The organism is Gellertiella sp. DMC107 (assembly GCF_056313605.1).
In genome coordinates, this window is the sequence record NZ_JBQUZZ010000003.1 from 558,186 (window position 1) to 584,853 (window position 26,668).

Annotated in this window: 23 protein-coding genes, 3 tRNA genes, 1 pseudogene and 1 riboswitch; of the genes and pseudogenes, 10 read left to right on the top strand and 17 right to left on the bottom strand. The window is 59.6% G+C overall.

Annotated features, from left to right (window positions below):
- Window positions 1–141: 141 nt before the first annotated feature.
- The 11 genes and pseudogenes from ACT54B_RS13400 to ACT54B_RS13450 form a co-directional block, all read right to left on the bottom strand.
- Window positions 142–795, bottom strand: a complete 654-nt coding sequence (locus tag ACT54B_RS13400; protein ID WP_476045483.1) for a hypothetical protein — start codon at window positions 793–795, stop codon at window positions 142–144.
- A gap of 6 nt (window positions 796–801) precedes the next feature.
- Window positions 802–2,106 (bottom strand): NADH-quinone oxidoreductase subunit NuoF, encoded by a 1,305-nt coding sequence (gene nuoF, locus ACT54B_RS13405; RefSeq protein WP_476045484.1) that lies wholly within the window; start codon window positions 2,104–2,106, stop codon window positions 802–804.
- A gap of 9 nt (window positions 2,107–2,115) precedes the next feature.
- Window positions 2,116–3,204, bottom strand: a complete 1,089-nt coding sequence (gene nuoE, locus ACT54B_RS13410) for an NADH-quinone oxidoreductase subunit NuoE (protein ID WP_476045485.1) — start codon at window positions 3,202–3,204, stop codon at window positions 2,116–2,118.
- Window positions 3,205–3,220: 16 nt separating this feature from the next.
- Entirely contained in the window at window positions 3,221–3,523 is a 303-nt protein-coding gene (locus tag ACT54B_RS13415) for a hypothetical protein (RefSeq protein ID WP_476045486.1), read from the bottom strand.
- Window positions 3,523–4,713, bottom strand: a complete 1,191-nt coding sequence (locus tag ACT54B_RS13420) for an NADH-quinone oxidoreductase subunit D (RefSeq protein WP_476045487.1) — start codon at window positions 4,711–4,713, stop codon at window positions 3,523–3,525. Before ACT54B_RS13420 ends, ACT54B_RS13415 begins: the two co-directional genes overlap by 1 nt.
- Window positions 4,714–4,782: 69 nt before the next feature.
- Window positions 4,783–5,169: pseudogene (locus tag ACT54B_RS13425) on the bottom strand (four helix bundle protein).
- 50 nt (window positions 5,170–5,219) lie between these two features.
- The gene (locus ACT54B_RS13430) at window positions 5,220–5,822 is read right to left on the bottom strand and encodes an NADH-quinone oxidoreductase subunit C (protein ID WP_476045488.1); all 603 of its coding nucleotides are present in this window, start codon (window positions 5,820–5,822) and stop codon (window positions 5,220–5,222) included.
- A gap of 15 nt (window positions 5,823–5,837) precedes the next feature.
- Window positions 5,838–6,413 (bottom strand): NuoB/complex I 20 kDa subunit family protein, encoded by a 576-nt coding sequence (locus tag ACT54B_RS13435; RefSeq protein WP_476045489.1) that lies wholly within the window; start codon window positions 6,411–6,413, stop codon window positions 5,838–5,840.
- Window positions 6,404–6,769 carry an NADH-quinone oxidoreductase subunit A gene (locus tag ACT54B_RS13440; protein ID WP_476045490.1) on the bottom strand — a complete coding sequence of 122 codons (366 nt, stop codon included), beginning with the start codon at window positions 6,767–6,769 and terminating at the stop codon, window positions 6,404–6,406. Before ACT54B_RS13440 ends, ACT54B_RS13435 begins: the two co-directional genes overlap by 10 nt.
- A 389-nt stretch (window positions 6,770–7,158) precedes the next feature.
- Window positions 7,159–7,235 (bottom strand) — tRNA-Asp (locus tag ACT54B_RS13445).
- Between the two features lie 43 nt (window positions 7,236–7,278).
- Window positions 7,279–7,355: transfer RNA gene (locus ACT54B_RS13450), tRNA-Asp, on the bottom strand.
- A gap of 502 nt (window positions 7,356–7,857) precedes the next feature.
- Between ACT54B_RS13450 and ACT54B_RS13455 the strand changes: the two genes are divergently transcribed.
- From ACT54B_RS13455 to ACT54B_RS13490, 8 genes are all read left to right on the top strand, one after another.
- Window positions 7,858–7,933 (top strand) — tRNA-Val (locus ACT54B_RS13455).
- A 138-nt stretch (window positions 7,934–8,071) separates the two neighbouring features.
- Window positions 8,072–8,353 carry a DUF2293 domain-containing protein gene (locus tag ACT54B_RS13460; RefSeq protein ID WP_476045491.1) on the top strand — a complete coding sequence of 94 codons (282 nt, stop codon included), beginning with the start codon at window positions 8,072–8,074 and terminating at the stop codon, window positions 8,351–8,353.
- Window positions 8,354–8,476: 123 nt separating this feature from the next.
- Window positions 8,477–10,156 (top strand): amidohydrolase, encoded by a 1,680-nt coding sequence (locus ACT54B_RS13465; RefSeq protein ID WP_476045492.1) that lies wholly within the window; start codon window positions 8,477–8,479, stop codon window positions 10,154–10,156.
- A gap of 113 nt (window positions 10,157–10,269) precedes the next feature.
- Entirely contained in the window at window positions 10,270–11,367 is a 1,098-nt protein-coding gene (locus ACT54B_RS13470; RefSeq protein WP_476045493.1) for an ABC transporter ATP-binding protein, read from the top strand.
- A gap of 3 nt (window positions 11,368–11,370) precedes the next feature.
- Entirely contained in the window at window positions 11,371–12,294 is a 924-nt protein-coding gene (locus ACT54B_RS13475) for an ABC transporter permease (protein WP_476045495.1), read from the top strand.
- Entirely contained in the window at window positions 12,287–13,090 is an 804-nt protein-coding gene (locus ACT54B_RS13480; RefSeq protein ID WP_476045496.1) for an ABC transporter permease, read from the top strand. The genes ACT54B_RS13475 and ACT54B_RS13480 overlap by 8 nt, the downstream gene beginning before the upstream one ends.
- Window positions 13,091–13,113: 23 nt before the next feature.
- Window positions 13,114–14,148 (top strand): ABC transporter substrate-binding protein, encoded by a 1,035-nt coding sequence (locus ACT54B_RS13485; protein WP_476045498.1) that lies wholly within the window; start codon window positions 13,114–13,116, stop codon window positions 14,146–14,148.
- Between the two features lie 228 nt (window positions 14,149–14,376).
- Window positions 14,377–15,408: a histone deacetylase family protein gene (locus ACT54B_RS13490; RefSeq protein ID WP_476045500.1), complete on the top strand. Its 1,032-nt coding sequence runs from the start codon at window positions 14,377–14,379 to the stop codon at window positions 15,406–15,408.
- Window positions 15,409–15,468: 60 nt separating this feature from the next.
- Here ACT54B_RS13490 and ACT54B_RS13495 read toward each other — a convergent pair whose 3' ends face one another.
- Window positions 15,469–17,190 carry a calcium-binding protein gene (locus tag ACT54B_RS13495; protein WP_476045502.1) on the bottom strand — a complete coding sequence of 574 codons (1,722 nt, stop codon included), beginning with the start codon at window positions 17,188–17,190 and terminating at the stop codon, window positions 15,469–15,471.
- A gap of 164 nt (window positions 17,191–17,354) precedes the next feature.
- Here ACT54B_RS13495 and ACT54B_RS13500 point away from each other — a divergent pair, with 164 nt between their 5' ends.
- Together ACT54B_RS13500 and ACT54B_RS13505 are read left to right on the top strand one after the other, a co-directional pair.
- Window positions 17,355–18,308, top strand: coding sequence for a hypothetical protein (locus ACT54B_RS13500; RefSeq protein WP_476045503.1), 954 nt, complete (start codon window positions 17,355–17,357; stop codon window positions 18,306–18,308).
- 143 nt (window positions 18,309–18,451) lie between these two features.
- Window positions 18,452–19,438: an aldo/keto reductase gene (locus tag ACT54B_RS13505; protein ID WP_476045504.1), complete on the top strand. Its 987-nt coding sequence runs from the start codon at window positions 18,452–18,454 to the stop codon at window positions 19,436–19,438.
- Window positions 19,439–19,456: 18 nt separating this feature from the next.
- Here ACT54B_RS13505 and ACT54B_RS13510 read toward each other — a convergent pair whose 3' ends face one another.
- The 5 genes from ACT54B_RS13510 to ACT54B_RS13530 form a co-directional block, all read right to left on the bottom strand.
- Window positions 19,457–20,365, bottom strand: coding sequence for a DMT family transporter (locus tag ACT54B_RS13510; RefSeq protein WP_476045505.1), 909 nt, complete (start codon window positions 20,363–20,365; stop codon window positions 19,457–19,459).
- 138 nt (window positions 20,366–20,503) lie between these two features.
- Window positions 20,504–20,652: riboswitch (FMN riboswitch) on the bottom strand.
- A 177-nt stretch (window positions 20,653–20,829) separates the two neighbouring features.
- Window positions 20,830–21,105 (bottom strand): DNA-binding protein HupB, encoded by a 276-nt coding sequence (gene hupB / locus ACT54B_RS13515; protein WP_183368382.1) that lies wholly within the window; start codon window positions 21,103–21,105, stop codon window positions 20,830–20,832.
- A gap of 194 nt (window positions 21,106–21,299) precedes the next feature.
- On the bottom strand, window positions 21,300–23,720 hold the full coding sequence (gene lon, locus ACT54B_RS13520) for an endopeptidase La (RefSeq protein WP_476045618.1): 2,421 nt from the start codon (window positions 23,718–23,720) through the stop codon (window positions 21,300–21,302).
- Window positions 23,721–24,169: 449 nt separating this feature from the next.
- On the bottom strand, window positions 24,170–25,447 hold the full coding sequence (clpX, locus tag ACT54B_RS13525) for an ATP-dependent Clp protease ATP-binding subunit ClpX (RefSeq protein ID WP_476045507.1): 1,278 nt from the start codon (window positions 25,445–25,447) through the stop codon (window positions 24,170–24,172).
- 296 nt (window positions 25,448–25,743) lie between these two features.
- Entirely contained in the window at window positions 25,744–26,373 is a 630-nt protein-coding gene (locus tag ACT54B_RS13530; protein ID WP_476045509.1) for an ATP-dependent Clp protease proteolytic subunit, read from the bottom strand.
- Window positions 26,374–26,668 lie beyond the last annotated feature (295 nt).

Below are 26,668 nucleotides of genomic sequence, written 5' to 3' on the forward strand. Positions count from 1 at the left end.
TTTTTTCCAACCGGTTCAGGCCGCAGGTCATGACCCCGGCCCGTACCGCTGACATTCATTCCTCATGGAACCGTCCCCGGCCCCCCGGAAACACAGCAGATGACTGCATTTCCGTCGTCTCCGACCCCGAAGGGTCGCCTCTTATCCCTTCGCGAGAATGGCGGCTCTTTCGATCCAGCCATCCCGTGCAATCCGGCCGTCGAGGCCGAGATCGTCATCCAGTGCCTCGGCCTCACCGCTGGACAGCGCGGCAATCGCCTGCAGCGTGCCGAGCCCCCTCGCCTTCAGCAGGCTCTCCAGTTTCGGCCCGACGCCCGGAAGCTGGCGCAGGCCCGTGACATCGGCCTCGGCTTTCGGTGCGGCGGCGGCTTTTGCCGTGCGTCCCGAAGCCTTCTTTTCGCCGACGCGCTTTGCCGCGAGCTTGCGGGCAACCGGCTGAGAGGCCTCTTCGCCCGATTTGCGCACCGGCTTCAGCGCAACGACATTTTCGTGTTCGGCCGAGACTTTCGCTTCAACGGGGATCCCATCCTCGTCCGCCAGCCGTTCCGCGTCCGGTGCACCCATCACCTCCGCCATCAGGCGACCGGTTTCGACCGCGCCTTTCAGGAAACCGAGATAGGCGCCGGCGATCTGATTGGCGAATCCGAGGCCCATGACGGTTGCTGCAGCGAAAGCTCCAGCGGTCGGCGCCATCAACGGGGGCAGGACCATGGGCGGAACGCCGGACAGCATGGACTGGAAGGCTTCCGCCTCCCGACCCGCCATACCTGCCTTTTCGCCCCGGTCCGCAACCATGATTCGTTACTCCGCCGCTTCCATGACCACGCCATGCGCCATCGCATTGCGGGTATATTCGTCGATGCGCGCTTCCATCACCGGACGGAAATGCTTGATCAGACCCTGGATCGGCCAGGCCGCCGCATCGCCGAGCGCACAGATGGTGTGGCCTTCGACCTGCTTGGTGACCTGGAAGAGCATGTCGATCTCGCGCTTCTGGGCATTGCCCTTCACCATGCGATCCATCACGCGCATCATCCAGCCCGTGCCTTCGCGGCAAGGCGTGCACTGGCCGCAGCTCTCATGCTTGTAGAAGGCAGAGAGGCGCCAGATGGCCTTCACGATATCCGTCGACTTGTCCATGACGATGACAGCGGCGGTACCCAGACCGGAGCCCAGTTCACGCAGGCCATCATAATCCATCACTGCGTTGCGGATCTGCTCGCCCGGAACGCAGGGAACGGACGAGCCGCCGGGGATTACGGCCAGCAGGTTGTCCCAGCCGCCGCGAATGCCGCCGCAATGCTTCTCGATCAGCTCTTCGAAGCTGATCGACATGGATTCTTCCACCGTGCAAGGACGGTTCACATGACCCGAGATCGAGAACAGCTTGGTTCCCGTGTTGTTCGGACGGCCGAAGCTCGCATACCAGCTGGCGCCACGGCGCAGGATGGTGGGGGTGACGGCGATCGATTCGACGTTGTTCACGGTCGTCGGGCAGCCATAGAGACCCATGTTTGCCGGGAACGGCGGCTTCAGGCGCGGCTGGCCCTTCTTGCCTTCCAGGCTTTCGAGCAGCGCCGTTTCCTCGCCGCAGATATAGGCGCCGGCGCCGTGGTGAACCACGATGTCGATGTCATAGCCGAGCTTGTTATTCTTGCCGAGCAGGCCGGCCTCATAGCACTCGTCGATGGCCGCCTGCAGCGCCTCGCGCTCGCGCATGAACTCGCCACGCACGTAAATATAGGCGTAATGGGCAGCCATGGCGAAGGACGCGATCACGCAGCCCTCGATCAGCGTGTGCGGATCATGGCGCATGATCTCGCGATCCTTGCAGGTGCCGGGTTCGGATTCGTCGGCATTGACCACCAAGTAATGCGGGCGACCGTCGCTTTCCTTCGGCATGAAGGACCACTTGAGGCCGGTCGGGAAGCCGGCGCCACCGCGACCGCGAAGCCCCGAGTTCTTCACCTCGTTGATGATCCAGTCGCGGCCCATTTCGAGCAGCTGCTTGGTGCCATCCCAGTGGCCACGGGCCATGGCGCCCTTCAGCGACTTGTCCTTGAGGCCGTAGATGTTCGTAAAGATACGATCCTGATCTCTGAGCATGCTAACCTCTTACCGCGGCTTCTTGCCGAAAACCCTGATATATTCTTCTTCGCCCTTCGAGAGGGCCTCGGCCTGCTTGACCCAGTCGTCGCGATCGATCCGGCCCTTGAAATTCAGGTAGCCGTCGACCCAGGCGCGCTCGGTGGCGGTCCAGCCGGCGATCTGGGCAAAGGTGAAGATGCCGAGTTCGTGCAGGATGCCGGAAATTTTCGGACCGACGCCCGAAATCAGTTCCAGATTGTCGACGGTCGCCGGACGTTCGATGCCCTTCGGCCGGTTCGGATCGTCCAGCGAAGGCTTCGCGACGTTCTTGATCGGCGCCTGGCCGTTCTGTGCCGTCTTGCCTTCTGCGGGAGTCTTCAGCGCCGGTGCCGTTTCAACGGCAGACGAATCAGGCTTTGCAGCATTGGCCGGCGGCACGGATACGGCGGGCTCTGCGGCAGCCGGAGCGGCGGCAGCAGCCTTGGCGAAATTGTTGACCGGCTTGATGTCTTCGGTCAGCGACGTCAGACCGCCCTGGGGAGCGGAATAGATGCGATCGTTCTGCGGGCCTGGACGGATGTCGGCCCCGCGGCCAGCCTCGAAGCGGTCGATGATATGCTCAAGCTGGGTCGGGGTCAGGTCCTCATAGGTATCCTTGAAGATCGTGACCATCGGCGCGTTCACGCAGGCGCCGGCGCATTCCACCTCTTCCCACGACAAGGTGCCATCGGCGTTGGTGTGGAAGGGTTCCGCATGGATCTTCGACTTGCAGACCCGGATGAGGTCTTCCGCGCCACGCAGCATGCAGGGCGTCGTGCCGCAGACCTGAACATGGGCGCGCGTACCGACCGGCTTCAACTGGAACTGGGTGTAGAAGGTCGCCACTTCGAGCACGCGGATATAGGCCATTCCGAGCATGTCGGCGATGGTCTCGATCGCGGCACGGGTGACCCATCCATCCTGCTCCTGGGCACGCATCAACAGCGGAATGACCGCCGATTGTTGCCGGCCTTCCGGATATTTCCTGATGGTTGCCTCTGCCCAGACGGCATTTTCCGCGTTGAACGCGAAGCTCGCGGGCTGGAACTGGTCTTCGGCTAGTCGACGAACGGACATTCTTCCTCACGCCTTGTCAATTTATGGATCCACACCGCGTATTCTCCACATTGGTGAATTCGCAGGCATAGGCCGACTTCTCATTCTGCATAAAAATGATCAGCTTGTCGGTCCCCGACGGCACCGACGACTTGATCTCGTATCCATCCTGCAGCAACTCGGCCATGGTTGCCGTTTTGCCGGGCTGGCCTTCGGCCGTGCCACTGTCGGTGCCGTCGAAGGTGGTTTTCCCTTCCGACGAGGTGTCGCTTGCCGATTGCGCCCAGGCAGGTGCAACGACGAGAACGAGACCGATCAGGGCAAGGCCAAGGTTTCGCATCAGCGGTCAACCTCACCGAACACGATGTCGAGCGACCCGAGTACGGCCGAGACGTCTGCCAGCTGATGACCGCGGCACAGGAAATCCATCGCCTGCAGATGCGCATAGCCCGGAGCCCGAATCTTGCAGCGATACGGCTTGTTGGTTCCATCCGAAACCAGGTACACGCCGAACTCGCCCTTCGGCGCCTCGACCGCGGCGTAAACTTCGCCCTCGGGCACGTGATAGCCCTCAGTGTAAAGCTTGAAGTGGTGAATCAGCGATTCCATCGAGCGCTTCATCTCGCCCCGCTTCGGCGGAACCACCTTGCCATCGAGAGAAGAGACCGGGCCGATCTTGGCATCGCCGAGCAGGCGGTTGACGCACTGCTTGATGATCTTCACCGACTCCCGCATTTCGATCATGCGAATGAGGTAACGGTCGTAGCAATCGCCGTTCTTGCCGATTGGAATATCGAATTCCAGATCCGCATAGCATTCATAGGGCTGCGACTTGCGCAGATCCCAGGCGGCACCCGAGCCACGCACCATCACACCCGAGAAGCCCCAGGCCCAGGCATCCTTCAGGTCGACCACGCCGATATCGACGTTGCGCTGCTTGAAGATGCGGTTCGGGGTCAGCAGGTCATCGATATCCTGCAGCGTCTGCAGGAAGGGATCGCACCACTTGCCGATATCCTCGACGAGCTCGTGCGGCAGATCCTGATGGACACCACCGGGGCGGAAATAGGCGGCGTGCATGCGGGCACCCGAGGCGCGCTCATAGAACACCATCAGCTTTTCGCGTTCCTCGAAGCCCCAGAGCGGCGGCGTCAGCGCGCCCACGTCCATGGCCTGGGTCGTCACGTTCAGGAGATGCGACAGGATACGGCCGATTTCCGAATACAGGACGCGGATCAGCTGCCCACGGATCGGGATCTGGATCCCGAGCAGCTTCTCGACGGCCAGCGAATAGGCGTGCTCCTGATTCATCGGCGCCACATAGTCGAGGCGGTCGAAGTAGGGCAGCGCCTGCAGATAGGTCTTTGCCTCGATCAGCTTTTCGGTGCCCCGATGCAGAAGCCCGATATGGGGATCCACACGCTCCACAATTTCGCCGTCAAGCTCCAGCACAAGACGCAGAACGCCATGCGCAGCCGGATGCTGCGGCCCGAAATTGATGTTGAAGTTGCGGACATTATGTTCGTTCATGTCAACGCGCTCCCGATACGGAGTAAGTAGTGAATAGTGAGTAGTGAGTAGTGGTCATCCGGTACCAGCCTATTCATCCGCCTGTTTGCGTTGCACGACCCTTATCAGTGATCGCAGCATCTTTCCGCATTCTTCACTTGCATCCAGCAAGTCCGCAGCAGCTTCTGCCTGGAGAAAGCCCACACGCTGCGAAATCACCACATGCGTTTCCAATTCCTTCAGTGACCCCTGAGCAATGCGCAGAAACTGCACGAAGGCTCCTCGCTACTCCCGCCCGTATCCTTCGGCGATATTCGCTGCCACCGACACCGAGCATCGCCGCATCTGGGCGACCAGGCAGAAGATCTCATCTCTCGGATATGACTTTGTTAGTTCATAACATCTTGCCGCCAATTCGACCGCAAATTGCCAGACCTTCAAATCCCGATACGAGGAAATCCGACCTTCAGGCTGCATGAAGCCCTCTGCAAACTACTCACTACTCACTACTCACTACTCACTTTCCCTCACTTTGCCTTCTCATCGCCGGGAAGCACATAGTCGGTGCCTTCCCAGGGGCTGAGGAAGTCGAAGTTACGGAATTCCTGCTTCAGTTCGACCGGTTCGTAAACCACGCGCTTTGCCGCATCGTCGTAGCGAACTTCGACATAGCCGGTCATCGGGAAGTCCTTGCGGAGCGGATGACCTTCAAAACCATAGTCGGTCAGGATGCGGCGCAGGTCAGGATGCCCGGTGAAGGGAATGCCGTACATGTCCCAGGTTTCGCGCTCGAACCAGTCGGCACCCGGAAACACGGCCGTTGCGGAGGGCACCGGCTGGTCTTCGGCAACGGATACCTTGATCCGGACGCGCTGGTTCAGCTTCGGAGAGAGCAGGTGATAGACCACCTCGAAACGCTCGGCGCGCTCCGGCCAGTCGACACCACAGACATCGATCAGGTTGACGAAGCCGAAGCGGACGTCATCCCGGAGGAATGTCAGCAGGGCGATCAGATTGTCCGGCGTGGAGACCAGGGTCAGCTCACCGTAGTTCACTGCAGAGGCGGCAATCAGGTTGCCCTTTGCTTCCTGAAGCTTGGTCGCGAGCGTGTTCAGCACTTCAATGCTCATGGATGATCCCTGCCCTTAGCGCTCGATCGTGCCGGTACGGCGGATCTTTTTCTGCAGCATCAGCACGCCGTAGAGCAATGCCTCTGCCGTGGGCGGACAGCCCGGAACATAGATATCCACCGGCACGACGCGATCACAGCCGCGCACGACCGAGTAGGAATAGTGATAGTAGCCGCCACCATTGGCGCAAGAGCCCATCGAGATGACATAGCGCGGCTCGGGCATCTGGTCATAGACCTTGCGCAGCGCCGGCGCCATCTTGTTGGTCAGCGTGCCTGCGACGATCATCACATCCGACTGGCGCGGCGAGGCGCGCGGCGCAAAACCGAAGCGCTCGGCATCGTAGCGCGGCATGGACATCTGCATCATTTCCACGGCGCAACAGGCGAGCCCGAAGGTCATCCACATCAGCGATCCGGTTCGCGCCCAGTTGATCAGCTCATCGGTGGAGGTGACCAGAAAGCCCTTGTCGGCGAGCTCATTGTTGATCTCGCCGAAATAGGCATCGTCGCTGCCGACAGGCTTGCCCGTGCGCGGGTCGAGAATGCCCTTGGGCTGCGGGGCAACCAGGGTTCCATCCATCACTCCCATTCGAGAGCTCCCTTCTTCCACTCATAGATAAAGCCGATGGTCAACACACCAAGGAAGACCATCATGGACCAGAAACCGAACCAGCCGATCGCACTGAAGGAAACCGCCCAGGGGAACAGGAAGGCCACTTCCAGGTCGAAGATGATGAACAGGATCGACACCAGATAGAAGCGGATATCGAACTTCATGCGCGCATCATCGAAGGCGTTGAAGCCGCACTCATAGGCCGAGAGCTTTTCCGAGTCGGGCGCCTTGAACGCAACAGCGAAGGGCGCGATCAGGAGGGCAAGCCCAATGACAAGTGAAATACCGATGAAGATCGCGATCGGAACGTAGGAACTGAGAAGATCAGTCATGATGTCCATCCCTGCCTGCTTTGCGTGCCTGGGGCAGCAACGACTCGGGCGAGCCGGCAAGCCGATTAGAATATAACAATGCGGTTGTCGTTAGCGCAGCACGCGCGGGAGCGCAAGGCTTGCGCGCGCTTTTCAACCACTACCGGATTATCGCGGCTTAGGGAATCCATTTCGAAAGAAAATGTTGCGGCATTCTAAGACCTTACGACGCACGGTGAAGGCTGCGTTTAAAGCGTCCCATCCCGGCACCGGGCAAGCCCGCATTAACACTTGTGCAACGCACAAGGCTTTCAAATCAAAACGGAATTTAGTCGAAATGTAAGAATTGCGACAAACGCAACAAGGGCAAGATCTTGCCTCTACAGGACTTATTTTATCGTGAGAGAGAATGGCGCGAGTGACGGGGCTCGAACCCGCGACCTCCGGCGTGACAGGCCGGCACTCTAACCGACTGAGCTACACCCGCGCATTTCATAGGAGAGCCTGTCAGCTCAACCGGTTTTCAGAAGTGGCGCGAGTGACGGGGCTCGAACCCGCGACCTCCGGCGTGACAGGCCGGCACTCTAACCGACTGAGCTACACCCGCATTGCCTTCTGAAACCCGCCCCTTCGCTTGGCGCTCCGGAGCGGTACCGACCGGCCCGCGCCGTTCGATGAGCGGCTAACTAAGGGGTTCGTTCCCGGGTGTCAAGCAGGTTTCCGACACAATATCGAGGCAGCTGTGAAAATCCTGTGACAGGCCCCGCAACAGACGCCCCTATTCTCGCGGCGCCTTCACTCTTCGATGCAGCGCTGAATGGAATCAGGGAGTTGTCGGCGAGGTTCCTCCTTCCTGCTCTCCCTTTCTCCATCCTGCCGAGAGCGATTCCCGCAGATCGGGCGCCCGTCAACTGGAAGAGCAGGCACCGGTGCGCCGGACACCGCCGGCGCCGGAAAAAATCCCCATAATGGAAAATCCCGGATTTCCGGGCTTTCCCGCCGCCCGTCAAAAAAAATTCAAGAAAAGCGCAAAAACGCTCTTGCGGTTTTTCTCCGATCCGCATAGATCACGGCCACCGCAACGGCGGGGCCAAAACGGCCACCGGGACGGGCGATTAGCTCAGTTGGTAGAGCGCTTCGTTTACACCGAAGATGTCGGGAGTTCGAGTCTCTCATCGCCCACCATTCCTCCTCACATACCTCTTTATTAGCGTTTCATTGCGCAACCTGCTTTCCGCTGCTAAGCTGCGGCTGTCTTTGCCGCCAACGGCCCGCATAAAGGCGGTTCCGACGCGGTTCCTGGGCTGCACAAGGTTTTTCGCCATGCGTTTTGCGCCTATGGCAATCGAAAAGCACATCCGCAAGAAGCATCCTGGCTGCCCTGATTTTGCGGTGCGCTTCTTTGTCAACGAAATTGCTGGCAAGGATTGGCGCGATGCCACCATCGGTATGGCTGTGGGAATCACCATGCAGACAGTCCTCCGGCATCACATGACCGATTACGATCAGATGCTGCTTTGCGGGGTCGAGCGGGAGGAGGCCCGCCGTCGGGTTCAGCCCAAGGTCAATGCGATGATTGCCACCTGGAAGAAGCGCGCCCCTTGAGTCGATTCCACCCCCTGCCGGACGGCAGATCGGCTAATTATGTGCGTGTATAATTTCCTCCATTGCCAGCGGCCTTCTTGTCCGCTTAGCCTGTGGCTGATCGTCAACAGCAGGGCTTGCATCATGTCTGATTTCGCAGAGGTCATCGTCGTCAATGGCAAGGTCCGGACCATGGACCCTGACAATCCCCATGCAGAGGCGGTTGCCATCTCCGGCGGGCGCTTCCTGAAGGTGGGCAAACGGGCGGAGATCGAGGCGCATATGGGACCGGACACAAGGGTGATTGATGCCCGTGGTGGCTCCGTCCTTCCGGGCTTTTCCGAGAATCACATGCATATCTTTTCGGGTTCGGCGGAGCTCGACCATCTGCAGCTCGCCGGCATTTCCGGAGAAACTGCCCTGACCGAGAAGATCCGCGCCTATGCCGCCGGCAAGCCGGACGAAAAGGTGCTGTATGCCCAGGGGGCGGACTACACGCTGCTGGGCCAAGGAGTCGCCGTGACCCGGCAGGATCTCGACCGGATGATGCCGGATCGTCCGCTGGTCATCTTCGCGCATGACCATCATACCGCCTGGGCCAATACGCGGGCGCTGACCATGGCCGGCCTTCTTCATGGCGGCACCGTGCCACCCGGAAACGAAATCGTCATGGCGGATGATGGAACCGCCGCCGGCGAACTGCGGGAGATGGAAGCCTTCAATCCACTGCTGGTGATTTCCGGTTTCGACCGCTACCGCCAGGGCCTTGCAACAGGTCTCGAACCCGACCCCTACCCCGACGAGGCCACGTTCCGCCGGGACATGGACGTGATGCGGCGGGGCCTTGCCTACTGCGCGGCGCATGGAATCACCTCGATCCACAATATGGATGGCAACCGCTATCAGCTGGAACTGCTGGAGGCGGTGCTGAACGAGGATGGTTTTCTGCCCTGCCGCATCAAGGTGCCTTTCCACTTCAAGCCCTTCATGGAACTGTCCGCCCTGGAGCGGGCGAGCGACATGGCCACGCGCTACAATAACGACTATCTCTCTTCCGGGCTGGTGAAATTCTTCCACGACGGCGTGATTGACAGCGGCACGGCTGTGATGGTCGAACCCTATGCGGATGATGGCAAGAACGGCGAGCCGCTGTTTACGGACGAAAAATTTCGCGCCGCCATCATCGAGGCAGACCGTCGCGGCCTGCAGATCGCCGTGCACGCCATCGGCGACGGCGCCGTGCGGGCGGTGCTCGATGCCTATGAAGCGGCGCAGAAGGCCAATGGCAAACGCGACAGCCGCCACCGCATCGAGCATATCGAAGTCATCCATCCGGACGATATCCACCGCTTTGCGGAGCTGGGCGTCATCGCCTCCATGCAGCCACCCCATCCGCCGGGCGCGCAGGGCCTGCCGCTCGAGCCGACGGTCTCCAAGATCGGACGCCACCGCTGGCGCTATTCCTATGCCTGGCGGACGCTCAAGGAGGCAGGCGCGCACATTCCTTTTGCCTCGGATTGGCCGGTATCGCCCATCGCCCCCGTTCTCGGCATCGAAGCCGCCGTCAACCGCAAGCCGTGGGGACCGGAGGATATCGATCACGCCTTCACGCTAGACGAGGCCATTGCCGCCTATATGGTCGAGGGCGCCTATGCGGAATTTGCCGAAGACCGGAAGGGACGGATCCGGCCGGGATACCTGGCCGATCTCGTGTTCCTGACAGGCGATATCGATTCGACACTGCCCTCCGACCTTCACACACTCGCAATCGCGGGCACCCTGATCGGCGGAAGAACAGGTTTTTCCGATCCCTCCCATTGGTAAAACGGATAGCGTCCAATTTGGGGTCCGGAGGGAAAAATCGCATTGTCAAACAAGGGGCAGCGTGATCTTCTGCCCCTTAATGGGGAACCAAAAAACAGGGTTGAAAACCAATCATGCCTGCATCCAATGCCATCGACATCCGTGGCGTCTCCAAGACCTACGGTGCCGGCGAAGGGGCGGTCACCGCCGTCCGCAGTGCCAGCCTTTCCATCCGGCAGAATGAATTCTTCACGCTGCTCGGTCCCTCCGGTTGCGGCAAGACCACGCTGTTACGGCTGATTGCCGGATTCGAATTTCCATCCACGGGCGAGATTTTGCTCGATGGCAACGAGATCGGCGCGATGCCGCCCTACAAGCGGCCGATCAATACGGTTTTCCAGAACTATGCGCTCTTCCCGCACATGACCGTTTCGGAGAATCTCGGCTTCGGCCTCAAAATGCTCGGCCGGCCGAAGGCGGAGATCGAGGCCCGGGTCGCGGAGATGCTGAAGCTTGTGCGGATGGAAAAGTTCGGTGGACGCAAGACCAGCCAGCTCTCCGGCGGACAGCAGCAGCGCGTCGCCCTTGCCCGGGCGCTCGCCCCGAAGCCTAAGGTGCTGTTGCTCGATGAGCCGCTTTCGGCGCTCGATTACAAGCTGCGCAAGGAAATGCAGGTGGAGCTGAAGCGTCTGCAGGCGGAAACCGGCATTACCTTCGTCTTCGTGACCCATGACCAGGAAGAGGCGCTGACCATGTCGGACCGCATCGCGGTCATGGAAACCGGCAATCTTCTTCAGGTGGGGCGTCCGCGCGAAATCTACGACCAGCCGGTCGTGCGCTTCGTGGCGGACTTCATCGGCGAATCGAACTTCATCACGGGCCGCGTCGTGACCCGGGATGGCACGACCGCGCAGACGGAACTGCCGGGTGGAAAGATGGTCAGCGCCTCGCTGCCGGGCGATTTCGACGCCTCCGGCGACGTGACGCTGATGTTGCGGCCGGAACATGCGGCACTGACTGCAGCCGACAGCCCGGACGCTGTCCTTTCTGGAACGCTCGCTGATATCATCTATTTCGGAACGGATACGTTCTTCGATGTGGATCTCGGGGAAGGCCGCGGCGTCTTCAAGGTGCGCGCGCAGAACAAGCCGAGCCAGAGTTTCGGGCTCGAAAAGGGTGCCCGGGTCGGCCTCCGCTTCGAACCGGGCGCGGCCCGGGTCCTGAGGAACTGACCCATGAGCGCCGGAACCGATCTCATCGAAAGTGAACGGCAGCGGCGGATACGCAATCGCTGGCTGCTGTCGGCCCCTGCCCTTCTGATCATCCTGCTCGCGGCCACCGGTCCGCTGCTGATCGTGGTGGTCTATTCCTTCCTCACCCCCGGCGACTACGGCAATGTGAAGTGGATCTTCTCCACGGAAGCGTGGTTCAGCGTGCCCTTCGAGCGGGATATCTTCGACGACACCGTCTCGATCGCGAGCGCCCATCTCACCATCTTCAACCGGTCGGTCGGACTGTCTCTGGTCACCACACTCGTGACACTCTTCTTCGGGTTTCCGACGGCCTATTTCATCGCGACCCGGCCGGAGCGGACCCGCGAGCTTTGGCTGTTCCTGATCACCATTCCCTTCTGGACGAACATCCTCATCCGCACCTTCGCGATGCTGGAGATCATCCGCAACGAGGGCCTGATCAACACGGTCCTGATGCGCCTCGGCGTCATTTCCGCGCCAATCCAGATGCTGTTCACCGATGGGGCGATCCTGGCGGGCATGGTCTATGTCTATCTGCCGCTGATGGTGCTGCCGCTCTATGCCAGCATGGAGAAGATCGATTTTCGTCTCGTGGAGGCCGGTTACGACCTCTATGCCACGCCCCGGCAGGTGCTGTGGAAGATCATCGTGCCGCTGGTGAAGCCCGGCATTATCGCCGGCTCCATCCTCGTCTTCATCCCGTCGCTCGGCGCCTATGTGACGCCGTCGATTCTCGGCGGCGGCAAGAACATGATGCTCGGCAACCTCATCGAACTGCAGTTCGGCCAGGGGCGCAACTGGCCGCTCGGCTCCGCCCTCTCCATCACTCTCATGGCCATCGTGATGATCGCCATGCTGGCCTATGTGCGCAATGCCGGCAGCCAGAAGGGAGGCGCCCATGGCTAAGTCGTCCTTTTCGGTCCGCCACCAGAGCGGCTTTACCTTCATCGCGCTGTTCTGCTTCTTCGCGCTCTATCTGCCGATTGCGGTTCTGGTGGTGTTCGCCTTCAATGCCGGCAATTCGCTGTCGGACTGGCAGGGCGTATCGCTGCGCTGGTTCGCCAAGGCGGCGGAAAATCAGCTCGTCATTGATACGTCCATCCGTTCGCTGCAGATTGCGGTAACGGCGGCGATCATTTCCACCGCGGCGGCCACACTGGCGGCGATCGCCACCACACGCACCGAAGCCTATCGTGGCCTGACCTTCAAATATGCCTTCATCAACCTGCCGCTGATGGTGCCGGAAATCGTGACCGCCGTGGCGCTGCTGATCTTCTTCGCGCAGATCAAGCAATGGACCGGCTATGCGGGCATGGGCTACCTGATCGCCGCCCACACGGCGTTTTGCGTGCCCTTCGCCTATCTGCCGATCCGGGCGCGCCTCGAAAACATGGACGAGACGCTCGAGCGGGCAGCGGCAGATCTCTATGCCACGCCCTTCAAGGCGTTCCGCTACGTCACGCTGCCGCTCCTCTGGCCCGGCATTCTCGCCGGCATGATGCTCGCCTTCGTCATCTCGCTGGATGACGTGGTGATCACCCAGTTCGTCAAGATGGCGGGGCAGGATACGCTGCCGACCTACATGCTCGGCCAGTTGCGCCGCGCCATCACACCGGAGATGAACGCCATCTCCACGGTCTTCCTGCTGCTGTCCATCGCGGTGGTGACCATCTTTTTCTTCGTGAACCGAAAACAAGCCTGATCATAACAGAGAGGAACAGAACCATGAGAAAGACCGGATCGATTGCGCTGGCCCTGGCGGCCCTGATGGGCTCCGCCACATTCGCGGCGGCCGATGGCGAACTGAACATCTATAACTGGGGCAACTATACCAGCCCCGAGATGATCAAGAAGTTCGAAGAGAAATACAATGTGAAGGTGACCGTCACCGACTACGATTCGAACGATACCGCGCTTGCCAAGGTGCGCGCCGGCGGCCATGGCTTCGATATCGCCGTTCCGTCCCAGTCCTTCATTCCCACCTGGATCAATGAAGGGCTTCTGCTGGAAACCAATCCCGGCCAGATGGAAAACGCCAAGAACATCGCGCCCGAGTGGCAGAACCCCGATTTCGATCCCGGCCGCAAATATTCCGTTCCGTGGCAGCTCGGCACGGTGGGCGTTTCCGTTAATACCGATGTCTACAAGGGCGACATCAATACCTGGGGCATCATCTTCGATACGCCCGAGGAGCTGAAGGGCAAGGTGAACGTGGTTCCGGAAATGAACGACGTCATCTATGCGGCGATCAAGTGGAACGGCGGCAAGATCTGCGACAATGACAAGGAGCTGCTGAAGAAGGTCCGCGACACGCTTGTCAATTCCAAGCCGAACTGGATCGCCATGGAATATTCGACCGTGGAGAAGATGACGGCCGGCGACTATGCCGCGACATCCGACTGGAACGGCTCGGCCCTTCGCCAGCGCCTGGCCAAGCCCTCGATCAAATACGGCTATCCGAAGGAAGGCATCAACTCCTGGTCGGATAACGTGGTTGTCCTGAAGGATGCGAAGAACGTGGAAAATGCCAAGCTTTTCCAGAACTTCATCATGGACCCGGAAAATGCGGCGATGATTTCCGCCTTTGCCCGTTATGCGAACGGCATTGCCGGTTCGGACAAGTTCATGCCCGAAGACATGAAGGGCGCGCCGGAGCTGAACGTGCCTGAGGACATGAAGGACAAGGTCGACCTGATGAAGATGTGCGACCCGGCCACCCAGGAGATCTACACCAAGATCTGGACCGAACTGCAGAAGTAAGGGAAAGATCGGACCTCCTTCCCCTCCCCCTTGTGGGGAGGGGAATTGTCGTTTCGGAAGCAAGCCATTTCCGTGCGCGCCCCTCACCCGGCGCTTGCGCGCCACCCTCTCCCCGCCGGGGAGAGGAGGGAGACAGCAGCCGCCGCTCCGGATCTCTTCTCCCGAGGGGAGAAGGTGCGGGCCAAGCGGATGAGGAGCTGCCCATTTTTCCATCGATTGGGAGCAAACATGAAGTCAGTCTATTCTCCGCGCCACAAGGGCCATTCCGGCAATGTGGAGCTGGTGGCCGGGGCGATCGTGCCCGCCTTCGAAATGCCCTCGCGGGCGGAGTTCATTCATGAGCGACTGAAGGAGACCGGTCTCGGGCCGATCCTTGCGCCGGAGGAGCACGATCTTTCCACCGCCGCCAAAGTACACAAGCAGAATTATCTCGATTTCCTGCCCACCGTCTGGGACCGCTGGACGGCGCTCGGGCGCGACGGAACCGCCCTGCCTTATACCTGGCCCACGCGCGGGCTCCGGCAGGATGTCATTCCCGAACATCTCGATGCACAGCTCGGCTATTACTCCTTCGATGCCGGCATCGGCTTCGTGAAAGGCACGTGGGACGCGATCAAGTCTTCCCACGATGTGGCGCTGACGGCGGCAGGTCTGGTGAATGCGGGCGAACGGGCGGCCTTCGCGCTTTGCCGGCCGCCGGGCCACCATGCGGGCTCCGATTTCATGGCGGGCTACTGCTTCATCAACAATGCGGCCGTGGCCGCCCAATGGTTCCTCGACCGGGGCGCCAAACGCGTGTCGATCCTCGACGTGGACTATCACCACGGCAATGGCACGCAGGAAATCTTCTATCGACGTTCCGATGTGCAGGTCATCAACCTGCATGGCGATCCGAATGACGAATATCCCTATTTCCTGGGTTTCCGGGAAGAGCGCGGCGAAGGCGCCGGCGAAGGCTTCAACATCAATTATCCGATGCGCCATGGCACGGGCTGGGATCTCTGGTCGGAAGCGTTGGACGACGGTTGCCGCAAGCTCGCGGACTACGCGCCCGATGTGGTGGTCGTCTCGCTGGGTGTGGATACGTTCGAGAAGGACCCGATCAGCAAGTTCAAGCTGAAGACGGAACACTACCCGCTGATCGGCGCCCGCATCGCCGAGCTTGGCCTGCCGACCCTCTTCGTCATGGAAGGCGGCTATGCGGTGGCGGAAATCGCCGTCAATGCGGTGGGCGTGCTGCAGGGCTTCGAGGGGGCGTGAGCCCCCTTCCCCCGAAACCCGCAAGGCTCCGCACCGACGGAGCCTTTTTCGTTACCGGATTCAGGCAAAGAGGAAATTCGAGGCCGTGAGGCCGTTTGCGAGGGCCGTAAACTGCGCCAGCTGCTGGGCCGCCCCTGCGCCGCTGCCATCGGCATCCCACCACACGCCATTGGCATTGGCGATGAAATAGCCGTGATCGGATTTGACGGCTGCGGAACCGAGAACGAGGTAATCGGCCATGACGGCCCCGGCAGAAAGGCCGAAGGAGGCAGCACCGAGCACGACCCGGTCACCATCGGCGGCGGAGAAATCCATGATCTTGTCCGTGCCGCTGCCCGCAGCAAGCACAAAGCGGTCCGCACCATATCCCCCGGTCAGCAGGTCGTTACCCAACCCGCCATTCAGCGTATCGCGGCCGGACCAGCCGAAAAGCTGGTTGACGCCGGCATCCCCCGTGAGGACGTCGTCATAGTTGGAGCCCCCGACATTCTCGAAGCCGGTGATGGTATCGATGCCCGCAGCGCCGGCATTCTGAGCCGTTGTGATGGAAAGGTTGACCGTTACGCCGGAGGTGAAGCCGCTGAAGTTGACGCCGTCAACGCCCGCCCCGCCATCCATGATATCATTGCCAAGACCGCCATTGATGCTGTCGTTACCGGCCCCGCCGCGCATGATATTGTCACCCGCATCACCGACCATCACATCATTGTAGGACGAACCGGTGATGTTTTCGATGCTGACAAGGGTATCAACACCACTGCCAACCGTGTCCTGGGCACCTGACAGGGAAAGATTTATTCTTTGGCCCGCCAGTGAGTCAGCATACGAAACGGTATCGTTGCCGGCACCACCATCGATAAGATCGTTGCCGTTGCCGCCATTCAGCGTGTCATTGCCGTCCTGCCCGTACAGGCTGTCATTGCCATCGCCGCCGGAAATGGTGTCATCACCCCGGTCGCCGTAGATCGTGTTGTCGTTGCTATCGCCATTTATGATATTGTCCGATTCATTCCCGGAAAAACCCGAGATATTCCTCCATTTTGAAGACATGGCAGACAAGTTTAACGATGCACCAGCTGCAAAACTTTCCAGATGAACGACATTGTAGCCACTGCCCCCGTCTATATAATCATATCCGTCAGTATATATTATGTCGTCTCCGTCCCCACCCGATATCAGGTCATTACCCTCGCCCCCATAAATCAGGTCGTTACCACTGCCTCCATAAACTTCATCATCACCTGCTCCACAATATATCTTGTCATCACCTTCCCCACCCGAAATGTAATCATTTCCTATATTTGAATATCCATTTGTGAAATCCAAATTATAATTGTCATACAGTATATCACCGTAAATAACGTCATCGCCTCCGTTCCCGTATATTATATCATGCCCTCCATTTCCGATTACTTTTTCATCTAAATTCGACCCCAAAAAAATATCATTCAGATATGTTCCATAAAATCCAACAACTCCACTCATAAATTTAATTGGATTCGAAAACATTAAGTCCAACTCGTTAAAATATATAGGATCTCCTCCCGTATCCGCGCAATAAATTGAATCAATACCATGCATACTATATATTTTTGCGGCAGTCCATAAAAATCCAGTATTACTGTTTGTCAATACATATATCCTGTCTTTTTCATCTGTACCTTCTACATTTTGCCAGAAACCAAATTTTGTCGGCCATTTATATCCAAATCTATATGTATAATTGAAGTGTATATCATAGTCATCTTCCCACCTTCCGGTATCTACATTTTTTGTATACATCGCTTTACTCCTTCATGGAGCAGCTAGCCGAGCTGCGACCGAGTTGAATTGACCGATTGGCTGAGAGAGATGATCAACCGCCTCAGCGCTATTAGCTTACTGTTAACCATACTATGTTTTAGTTTTTCCGACTTTTATGTCAATCTAATTTTAGGACTATGACCATGACCATGTCGATCAGCAGCGCTTTGCAGATTCTCCGGCCGTCACTGCCAGAACGGCAGGTCGCCTCAAACGAGGTGGATGAAATCACCCGTATTGCCAACAATGCCAGGACAGAAAGGCTCGCCGAAGCCAGCAAGGCCAAGCTGGATGAGGCCAATGTGCCTGAGGAAAACGAGGTTTCAGAGGAAAACGAGGCTGCAACGGACGTGCGACGGCCCAAACGCGGGACATTGACGCAACTTCCGGACGGCACAGTCCAATACACTCCCAGCAAGGAAGAAATGGCACTGATGTTTGACTTCAGGCGGCTTCGGTCTCTGGTCATTGGTGAAACGGCCGCCACCGAGCCTCGCGGCACATTTCAGACCAGGCTGGTGGAGGCGACAACACTCAATCCGCCGGTCAGCGAAGCATGGAGCGCGGAAGTCGAAAAAGCGACGCAGGAGTTCGGCTCCATAGTAGAAGACGTCATCGAGTATAACGGGGATTTCCATACGCTCGACCGACCGACGTTGGGCGGGGAAACAAAAATGGGCAATGACTATAAATCAAACAAGCAGCTTATCGCCGATGATTATCCGACATACATGGCATTAACTCACTTTGATATGCGTGAGTCATTGCAAAAGGGCCTTGCTGACTGCGGGGGAATACATGGTTTTGCAGAAAGTCGACTGGATTTTGAAATCTGGCTGAATAAGATGCCGGGAGCCCTTCACAAGATCGACAACGGTGAATACCGTCTCTCTCCCTACCAATTCAAGGCATCCGATGGCCGTCTGGTCGCAGAGCTCAAGGATAACGGCCATTTCGTAACCTATCGGGAAGATGGCTCTGTGCTCAAGGAACGAAAACGTCTCGATGTGTGTCTGGACATGTGCACCGGCAACTGGTCGTTCGGTCGGCTTTCGACACTGACGAAATCGGACGACAAAGACTTGATGTTCTATTGAAACACCTTGCGGCACCGCAGAGCCCCGCGCAATCACCGCAGCGGGGCTAATTCTTTGCCCTCCCCTTTTTCGCCTCCTCCTGATATGAAGAGGCCCCGGGCCGTTCGGCCGCGGGTTTTTCTTGATAGCGAGGAGTTTCCATCATGCGTCAGCATGCATTTGGCCGCCTTCCCTTTACCGTCTCCGAAGTGGGTTTCGGTGCCTGGCAGATCGGCGGCGCCTGGGGTGAGGTGAGCGAAGCCGACGGGCGCGAGGCGCTGAATGCCGCGCTCGATGCCGGCATGACCTTCATCGATACGGCTGATGTCTATGGCGACGGGCGTTCGGAGAAGATCATCGCGGAGGTGCTGAAGACCCGCTCGGGCCCACGGCCCATGGTGGCCACCAAGGCCGGGCGGCGGCTTTCGCCGCATGTGGCGGACGGCTACACCAAGGCCAATATCGAGGCCTTCATCGATCGCAGCCGCCAGAACCTCGAGATGGATTGCCTCGATCTCGTGCAGCTTCACTGCCCGCCGACCGATGTCTATTACCGCCCGGAGCTCTTCGACGGCATGGACGAGCTGGTGGCATCGGGCAAGATCAAGGCCTGGGGCGTCAGCGTCGAACGGGTCGAGGAGGCGCTGAAGGCCATCGAATACCAGAACTGCGCCAGCGTGCAGATCATCTACAATCTCTTCCGCCAGCGGCCCGCCCAGCTCTTCTTCGAAGGCGCGAAGATGAACGATGTCGCCGTCATCGTGCGTGTGCCGCTGGCCAGCGGCCTGCTTTCCGGCAAGATCACCCGCGACACGCATTTTGCCGCCGACGATCACCGGCTGTTCAACCGGCATGGCGAGCATTTCGATGTGGGCGAGACCTTTGCCGGCGTGCCTTTCGAGGTGGGTCTGGAAGCGGTCGAGGAAATCCGGTCGCTGGTGCCGGAAGGGGCCTCCATGGCCGCCTTCGCGCTCCGCTGGATCCTGATGAACGATGCCGTTACCGTGGTCATCCCGGGCGCCCGCAACGCCGCACAGGCCAGGGCCAATGCAGCCGCTGCGGATCTCGAGGCACTCAACATCGACGTGATGACGGCCGCCCGCGAAATCTATGACCGGCTTGTGGCGCCGCACGTCCACCAGCGCTGGTAAGCCGTGTTGAGAATGGCCTCAGGCCGCCGCCCTCTGCGCCTCCTGCCGGCGCTCCACGAAGAGGATGAAGAGGGAAGCGGCGAGGATCATCGCCGCGCCCAGCCAAAGCTGCCCTTCCGGCGCATAGCCGAAGGCCAGATAACCGGCCAGCAGGTTCAGCGGCAGCTTCAGGTCGTCGAAGGGCTGCACATAGGCGGCATCCGCCGTCTCATAGGCCTTGGCGAGGAAGTATTGCGCGCCGACCATCAGCAGGCCGGAGACGACCAGCCAGGCCAGAATTTCGCCCGTCGGCACCTGAAAGCCGCCTGCCACCGCAAAGGCGGCATTGACCGGCGACATCATCAGCAGAAGCCACAGGGTGGCCGTGGCCGAACTGTCCTTCGCCAGCACGCTCTTCGTCAACAGGGAGGCGCCGGCCCAGAGCGCTGCCGCCGCAACCGGGGCAATCGCTGCCAGCGTGATCGTGTCGGCCCAGGGCCGCAGGATGATCATCGCCCCTGAAAAGCCGACGGCCGTCGCCAGCCAGCGCTCCTTGCCCGCCCGCTCGCCGAGGAACAGGGCCGCGCCCGCAGTCACGAAGAAGGGCGAGGTCATGACAAGGGCAATCGCCTGCCAGATCTGCACACCGTGGGCAAGACCGTAAACCCAGGCCTGAACGCCGAGCACGGACAGCGCCACGCGGGCAATATGGGTGTAGGGATGGGCCGTTCTCAGCGCCTTCAACCCGGAACGGGCCAGAAGCGGCACGGAGAAAACCAGCGCCAGGAAATACTGCCAGAAGGCATCCGACGTGGAGCTCAGGCCGAGATTCATGGTGAGATGCTGCGTGATGGTGTTGAGCGCGGCAAAGGCGACCCCCGCAAGGATCATGAAGGCCGCGCCACGAACGGCCGGCGATGCGCCGGCGGATGTCAGGTTCTGATTCATGTTCGTTCCCCCTCGGAACCGGTTGACACAAATCAGGACGCACGGGCAAAGGCAGAGTTCCACGCCTTCCCCAGGGGTGCGGCGCGGGCATCGATACCGCCTGCGAGCCAGGCAAGGGGCTCGCAAAGCGGCGCTGTTTCCCGTTCTCTTTCATCCGGACTGTGACCGTCGGCTCCGGATTCACACCGGATCTGCTGACCCTGTCTTCCCCAGAAGACAAGCGCTCGCGGGCTTGGAGCAGGCTCCTTACCGCCGGTGGGGAGTTTCACCCCGCCCTGAGAACGGTTCATAGGTAAAGCAAAGATTTTGCCGATACAAGGCCGCCCTTCGCCCCCTCCCCGCAAGAGGCACAGGGTTTCGCCGGAGCGATCGCGGATCCCGGCCCAAAAAGAAAGGCACGCTTTCCGGAAAGGAATGCGTGCCTTGATCCTAGTTGAAGCAAAGCTTCAGCCCGTGCCAGCCAATCAGCTGTTCACGGCATCCTTCAGGCCCTTGCCTGCGGTGAACTTCGGAACGTTGCGAGCCGGAATATCGACTTCAGCGCCGGTGGAAGGGTTACGGCCCTTCGAAGCTTCGCGGCGAGATACGGTGAAGCTGCCAAAACCGGCGAGGCGGACGTCACCACCAGCCTTCAGAGCGGACTGTACGGTTTCGAATACAGCGTCAACGGCAGACGCTGCATCGGCCTTGGTCAGCCCAGCCTTTTCGGCGACCGCGGAGACGAGTTCATTCTTGTTCATGTTTCCACCCCTTTCAATGGTTTGAAACGACTCAATTATGCTTCGGGCGCAGAATACGAAAGCTCCTGTCAGCCGCAACTCAAAAGCCCTGCAATACCCGGAAATGCAAGCGTTTCCAGCCATTTTTTCACAAAAAAGGCCAGCATGGCGCTGGCCTTTTCACTGTTTTTATCGATTTCGAACCGATTTGACCGTCAATGAGCGATGGTCTGACCGGCGTCGTCCACACCCTCGACCGTTGCGATCACGGGCGTTTCGACGGTGCCGTCCCATTCGATCGGCTCCGGCACGCGGGCCAGGGCGTGGCTGATAACCTCGCCCATGCGCGAGACCGGGACGATCTCCAGGCTGTTCTTCACATTATCAGGGATCTCGGCAAGATCCTTGGCGTTCTGCTCGGGAATCAGCACCTTCTTGATGCCGCCGCGAAGCGCCGCGAGCAGCTTTTCCTTGAGGCCGCCGATGGGCAATACACGGCCACGCAGGGTGATTTCACCCGTCATGGCAACATCATGGCGAACCGGTATGCCGGTCATGACCGACACGATAGCCGTGGCCATGGCGACCCCTGCGGACGGACCATCCTTGGGCGTCGCACCTTCCGGCACGTGCACGTGGATGTCCGACTTGTCGAAGCGCGGCGGCTCGATGCCGAAATCGACGGCGCGCGAACGGACATAGGAAGCCGCCGCGGAAATCGATTCCTTCATCACGTCCTTCAGGTTGCCGGTGACGGTCATACGGCCCTTGCCCGGCATCATCACGCCTTCGATGGTCAGCAATTCGCCGCCCACTTCCGTCCAGGCAAGACCGGTGACGATACCGACCTGATCCTCGCCTTCGGCCTCGCCATGGCGATAGCGCGGAACGCCGAGGAAATCCTTGACGTTCTCAGCCGTGACTTCGACCGACTTGGTGTTGCCCTTGATGATCTCGGTCACAGCCTTTCGACCGAGCTTCATCAGCTCGCGCTCCAGGCTGCGCACGCCGGCTTCCCGCGTGTAGGACTGAACCACCTCGCGAAGCGCCTCGTCGGTGACCGAGAACTCCTTAGGCTGCAAGGCATGCTCGCGGATCGCCTTCGGCAGAAGGTGACGCTTGCAGATCTCCAGCTTTTCTTCCTCGGTGTAACCGGCAATGCGGATGATTTCCATGCGGTCCATCAACGGGGCCGGAATGTTGAGCGTGTTGGCCGTGGTGATGAACATCACGTCCGACAGATCGTATTCCACCTCGAGATAGTGATCCATGAAGGTGCTGTTCTGTTCCGGATCCAGCACTTCGAGCAGGGCCGAGGACGGATCGCCGCGGAAATCCATCCCCATCTTGTCGATCTCGTCGAGCAGGAAGAGCGGGTTGGACTTCTTGGCCTTCTTCATGGACTGCAGCACCTTGCCCGGCATGGAGCCGATATAGGTGCGGCGGTGACCGCGGATTTCTGCCTCATCCCGTACGCCGCCAAGCGCCATGCGCACGTATTCGCGGCCGGTGGCCTTGGCGATGGAGCGGGCAAGCGAGGTCTTGCCCACGCCGGGCGGGCCGACGAGGCAAAGGATCGGGCCCTTCATCTTCGAGGAACGCGCCTGCACGGCGAGATACTCGATGATGCGCTCCTTGACCTTGTCCAGACCGAAATGATCCTCTTCCAGGATCTTCTCGGCATTGTGAAGGTTGGTCTTGATCTTCGAGCGTTTGCCCCAGGGCAGGCCCAGCAGCCAATCCAGATAATTGCGCACGACGGTGGCTTCCGCCGACATCGGGCTCATCTGGCGCAGCTTGCGCATTTCGGCTTCAGCCTTCTCGCGACCTTCCTTGGAAAGCTTGGTCTTGCTGATGCGTTCTTCCAGTTCGGCCATCTCGTCGCGGCCATCCTCGCCGTCGCCGAGCTCCTTCTGGATCGCCTTCATCTGCTCGTTCAGGTAATATTCGCGCTGTGTCTTTTCCATCTGGCGCTTGACGCGCGAGCGAATGCGCTTCTCGACCTGAAGAACCGAAATCTCGCCTTCCATGAAGCCGAGCGCCTTTTCGAGGCGGGTCTTGACGCTGGTGGTTTCCAGCATCTCCTGCTTCTCGGTGATCTTGATGGAGAGATGCGAAGCGACCGTATCGGCCAGTTTCGAGTAGTCCTCGATCTGGCTCGCCGCACCGACGACCTCCGGGGAGATCTTCTTGTTGAGCTTCACATAGCTTTCGAATTCGGACACGACCGAGCGGCTGAGCGCCTCGACCTCGACCGGATCGTCCTTCGGCTCTTCGAGAATGTCGGCCAGCGCCTCATAGAATTCCTCACGATCGGAATAGCTATGGATCTTCGCACGGGCGCGGCCTTCCACCAGCACCTTGACGGTGCCGTCGGGGAGCTTCAGGAGCTGCAAGACGTTGGCGACCGTACCCACCTTGTAGATGCCTTCCGGCGACGGATCGTCATCGCCGGCATTCATCTGGGTCGCGAGCATGATCTGCTTGTCGGATCCCATGACCTCTTCGAGCGCGCGGATGGATTTCTCGCGACCCACGAAAAGCGGCACGATCATATGCGGGAAAACCACGATGTCGCGGAGCGGCAGAACCGGATACGAGGCGCGCTCACCTGCAGCAGAGGTTTTTTTCGTCATCATTGTTCCTTTCCAAAGCCCCGCCGGGGCTTCTTTCCGCCGGCACCGGGAAACGGGCGGCGGGCATGCTCTGAATGCTCCACAAGTGGAGATCGATACTCACATTTTCAAGGTGCTCCGACCCAAGCCGGATGTCCTTGACTCATACCCGGTCACGCCATGCCATGACCGCAAACTAGGGGGGCTAACTAACGTGTAGCTTGCCAAGCCGAGCGCTCTGGCAGAAACGCCGCGCGGGCGCGAACATATCCGAGTCACCTTTTTAACCGTTGTCGCACGCCACGCAAACAATCAAAAGCGGACCGGACATCAAAGCGTTACGTCGTGCCGCACAAGACCGTCCCTGCCGGCGAAGCATCCGGCTCCCCCTCGGAGCGAGATAGGACAGTGGCTGAACGAAAAAAGGCCCGCGCGTGCGGGCCTTTTCCAATATTACGCAACATGCCGGCTCACGCCGAGGCATTCGCCTTTTCTTCCACGCGGTCGGCGTAGATGTAGAGCGGACGGGCCGCGCCACGGACCACCTCGTCGGAGATGACCACCTCGCGCACACCATCCAGTTCCGGCAGATCGAACATGGTGTCCAGCAGGATCTTTTCCATGATCGAACGAAGGCCGCGGGCACCGGTCTTGCGCACGATGGCGCGGCGAGCGATTTCGCGCAGCGCGTCCTCGTGGAAGGTCAGTTCCACATCTTCCATCTCGAACAGGCGCTGGTACTGCTTGACGAGCGCGTTCTTCGGCTCGGACAGGATCTGGATCAGGGCATCCTCATCCAGGTCTTCCAGCGTGGCCAGAATCGGCAGACGGCCGATGAATTCCGGAATGAGGCCGAATTTCACCAGATCTTCCGGCTCGAGGTCGCGCAGCACTTCGCCAACGCGCCGGTCTTCCGGGGCCTTGACGGTCGCGGCAAAGCCGATCGACGTCTTCTCGCCGCGCGCCGAGATGATCTTGTCCAGACCCGCAAAGGCGCCACCGCAGATGAACAGGATGTTCGTCGTATCCACCTGCAGGAATTCCTGCTGCGGATGCTTGCGGCCGCCCTGCGGCGGGACCGAAGCGACGGTGCCTTCCATGATCTTCAGCAGAGCCTGCTGCACGCCTTCACCCGAGACGTCACGCGTGATGGACGGGTTGTCCGACTTGCGGCTGATCTTGTCCACTTCGTCGATGTAGACGATGCCGCGCTGGGCGCGTTCGACATTGTAATCGGCGGCCTGGAGCAGTTTCAGGATGATGTTTTCGACATCCTCGCCCACATAGCCGGCTTCCGTCAGCGTCGTCGCATCGGCCATGGTGAAGGGCACATCGATGATGCGGGCAAGCGTCTGGGCCAGATAGGTCTTGCCGCAGCCGGTCGGGCCGACAAGCATGATGTTCGACTTCGCCAGTTCCACATCGCCCCCCTTGGAGGCGTGCGCGAGGCGCTTGTAATGGTTATGCACGGCGACGGAGAGGATGCGCTTGGCCTGCTTCTGGCCGATGACATACTCATCCAGCACCTTGATGATGTCCTGAGGGGTGGGAACACCCTCCCGCGACTTCACCATCGAGGACTTGTTTTCCTCACGGATGATATCCATGCACAATTCGACGCATTCATCGCAGATGAAGACGGTCGGTCCGGCAATCAGTTTCCGGACTTCGTGCTGGCTCTTGCCGCAGAAAGAACAATAGAGGGTGTTTTTGCTATCCCCACCGTTGTTGCCGCTGACTTTGCTCATGTTTAACGTTCCTTCCAGCACGCCGAGGATCCGACATAAAACGACGGATTACGGTCTTTCTTGGCCCGTCCTGTCGGTGCGGCATCCTGCCGCCACTTCAGGACAGAAACCCGACAAAAGCCTTGACCGTTAACCTGGAACACTGAGCTCCTGGCCGTGGGGGCCCTTTCGGATCATGCTATGCCACATCACTCAACATAGCATTAATCGAAATTCCAAACACGACAAGCAAGGGATTCCCCTAACTTGCCCGGGCGCGGCGGCCATACGGGCGACGGCCACCCACCCTGCCGGCATCAGCCAGCGCTGCCCTCGATCTCGTCACGCGAGGTCAGGACCCGGTCGATGATGCCCCAGCCGAGCGCCTCGTCCGCAGCCATGAAATGGTCGCGGTCGAGGGTCTGCTCCACTTCTTCGTAGGTCCGTCCGCAATGCTTGACGTAGACTTCGTTCAGCCGGCGCTTCATCTTGAGGATATCGCGGGCATGGCGCTCGATATCCGAGGCCTGACCCTGGAACCCGCCCGAGGGCTGATGAACCATGATGCGCGCGTTCGGCGTGGCAAAGCGCATGTCCTTGTGGCCGGCTGCCAGAAGCAGCGAACCCATCGACGCCGCCTGGCCGACGCAGAGCGTCGATACGGCCGGCTTGATGAACTGCATCGTGTCGTAGATGGCCATGCCGGCGGTGACCACACCACCCGGCGAGTTAATATAGAGCGCAATTTCCTTCTTCGGATTTTCAGCCTCGAGGAAAAGGAGCTGGGCGCAAACCAGGGTCGCCATATGATCTTCGACCGGACCGGTCATGAAGATGATGCGTTCCTTGAGCAGCCGCGAATAGATGTCGTAGGATCTTTCGCCGCGGTTGGTCTGCTCAACGACCATGGGAATGAGGGCCATGGCAGTATCAACTGGATTTCTCATATCGATCCTTTGTCATGCGTTCCCCGACGCCCGCGACGGCAGGGAATCAAAAAGATGTCCTATCCCATACATAGAGTGTGACGCCCCCCGACTTCAAGAGAAGCGACGAAGGACAACCTTCGCCCGTTCCCTCGCGGGAAACCCGGCATGACACCCGTCCGCTCGTCTTCCTCATTGCATGATTCCCCATTAATGGCGCGTTACGCTGCGGGGCCTCCCCCGATTTTTGGAGCGGTAGGTAAAGGGTGCATGAACGCCAGTGCGGAGATTGCACCCAATCCCGTCCGGAAACGAC

What these genes read in the sequence shown, in the direction of transcription:
- ACT54B_RS13400 (WP_476045483.1), bottom strand. Translation starts at nt 795, where the DNA reads ATGGTTGCGGACCGGGGCGAAAAGGCAGGTATGGCGGGTCGGGAGGCG.
- nuoF (WP_476045484.1), bottom strand. Translation starts at nt 2,106, where the DNA reads ATGCTCAGAGATCAGGATCGTATCTTTACGAACATCTACGGCCTCAAG.
- nuoE (WP_476045485.1), bottom strand. Translation starts at nt 3,204, where the DNA reads ATGTCCGTTCGTCGACTAGCCGAAGACCAGTTCCAGCCCGCGAGCTTC.
- ACT54B_RS13415 (WP_476045486.1), bottom strand. Translation starts at nt 3,523, where the DNA reads ATGCGAAACCTTGGCCTTGCCCTGATCGGTCTCGTTCTCGTCGTTGCA.
- ACT54B_RS13420 (WP_476045487.1), bottom strand. Translation starts at nt 4,713, where the DNA reads ATGAACGAACATAATGTCCGCAACTTCAACATCAATTTCGGGCCGCAG.
- ACT54B_RS13430 (WP_476045488.1), bottom strand. Translation starts at nt 5,822, where the DNA reads ATGAGCATTGAAGTGCTGAACACGCTCGCGACCAAGCTTCAGGAAGCA.
- ACT54B_RS13435 (WP_476045489.1), bottom strand. Translation starts at nt 6,413, where the DNA reads ATGGGAGTGATGGATGGAACCCTGGTTGCCCCGCAGCCCAAGGGCATT.
- ACT54B_RS13440 (WP_476045490.1), bottom strand. Translation starts at nt 6,769, where the DNA reads ATGACTGATCTTCTCAGTTCCTACGTTCCGATCGCGATCTTCATCGGT.
- ACT54B_RS13460 (WP_476045491.1), top strand. Translation starts at nt 8,072, where the DNA reads ATGCGTTTTGCGCCTATGGCAATCGAAAAGCACATCCGCAAGAAGCAT.
- ACT54B_RS13465 (WP_476045492.1), top strand. Translation starts at nt 8,477, where the DNA reads ATGTCTGATTTCGCAGAGGTCATCGTCGTCAATGGCAAGGTCCGGACC.
- ACT54B_RS13470 (WP_476045493.1), top strand. Translation starts at nt 10,270, where the DNA reads ATGCCTGCATCCAATGCCATCGACATCCGTGGCGTCTCCAAGACCTAC.
- ACT54B_RS13475 (WP_476045495.1), top strand. Translation starts at nt 11,371, where the DNA reads ATGAGCGCCGGAACCGATCTCATCGAAAGTGAACGGCAGCGGCGGATA.
- ACT54B_RS13480 (WP_476045496.1), top strand. Translation starts at nt 12,287, where the DNA reads ATGGCTAAGTCGTCCTTTTCGGTCCGCCACCAGAGCGGCTTTACCTTC.
- ACT54B_RS13485 (WP_476045498.1), top strand. Translation starts at nt 13,114, where the DNA reads ATGAGAAAGACCGGATCGATTGCGCTGGCCCTGGCGGCCCTGATGGGC.
- ACT54B_RS13490 (WP_476045500.1), top strand. Translation starts at nt 14,377, where the DNA reads ATGAAGTCAGTCTATTCTCCGCGCCACAAGGGCCATTCCGGCAATGTG.
- ACT54B_RS13495 (WP_476045502.1), bottom strand. Translation starts at nt 17,190, where the DNA reads ATGTATACAAAAAATGTAGATACCGGAAGGTGGGAAGATGACTATGAT.
- ACT54B_RS13500 (WP_476045503.1), top strand. Translation starts at nt 17,355, where the DNA reads ATGACCATGTCGATCAGCAGCGCTTTGCAGATTCTCCGGCCGTCACTG.
- ACT54B_RS13505 (WP_476045504.1), top strand. Translation starts at nt 18,452, where the DNA reads ATGCGTCAGCATGCATTTGGCCGCCTTCCCTTTACCGTCTCCGAAGTG.
- ACT54B_RS13510 (WP_476045505.1), bottom strand. Translation starts at nt 20,365, where the DNA reads ATGAATCAGAACCTGACATCCGCCGGCGCATCGCCGGCCGTTCGTGGC.
- hupB (WP_183368382.1), bottom strand. Translation starts at nt 21,105, where the DNA reads ATGAACAAGAATGAACTCGTCTCCGCGGTCGCCGAAAAGGCTGGGCTG.
- lon (WP_476045618.1), bottom strand. Translation starts at nt 23,720, where the DNA reads ATGACGAAAAAAACCTCTGCTGCAGGTGAGCGCGCCTCGTATCCGGTT.
- clpX (WP_476045507.1), bottom strand. Translation starts at nt 25,447, where the DNA reads ATGAGCAAAGTCAGCGGCAACAACGGTGGGGATAGCAAAAACACCCTC.
- ACT54B_RS13530 (WP_476045509.1), bottom strand. Translation starts at nt 26,373, where the DNA reads ATGAGAAATCCAGTTGATACTGCCATGGCCCTCATTCCCATGGTCGTT.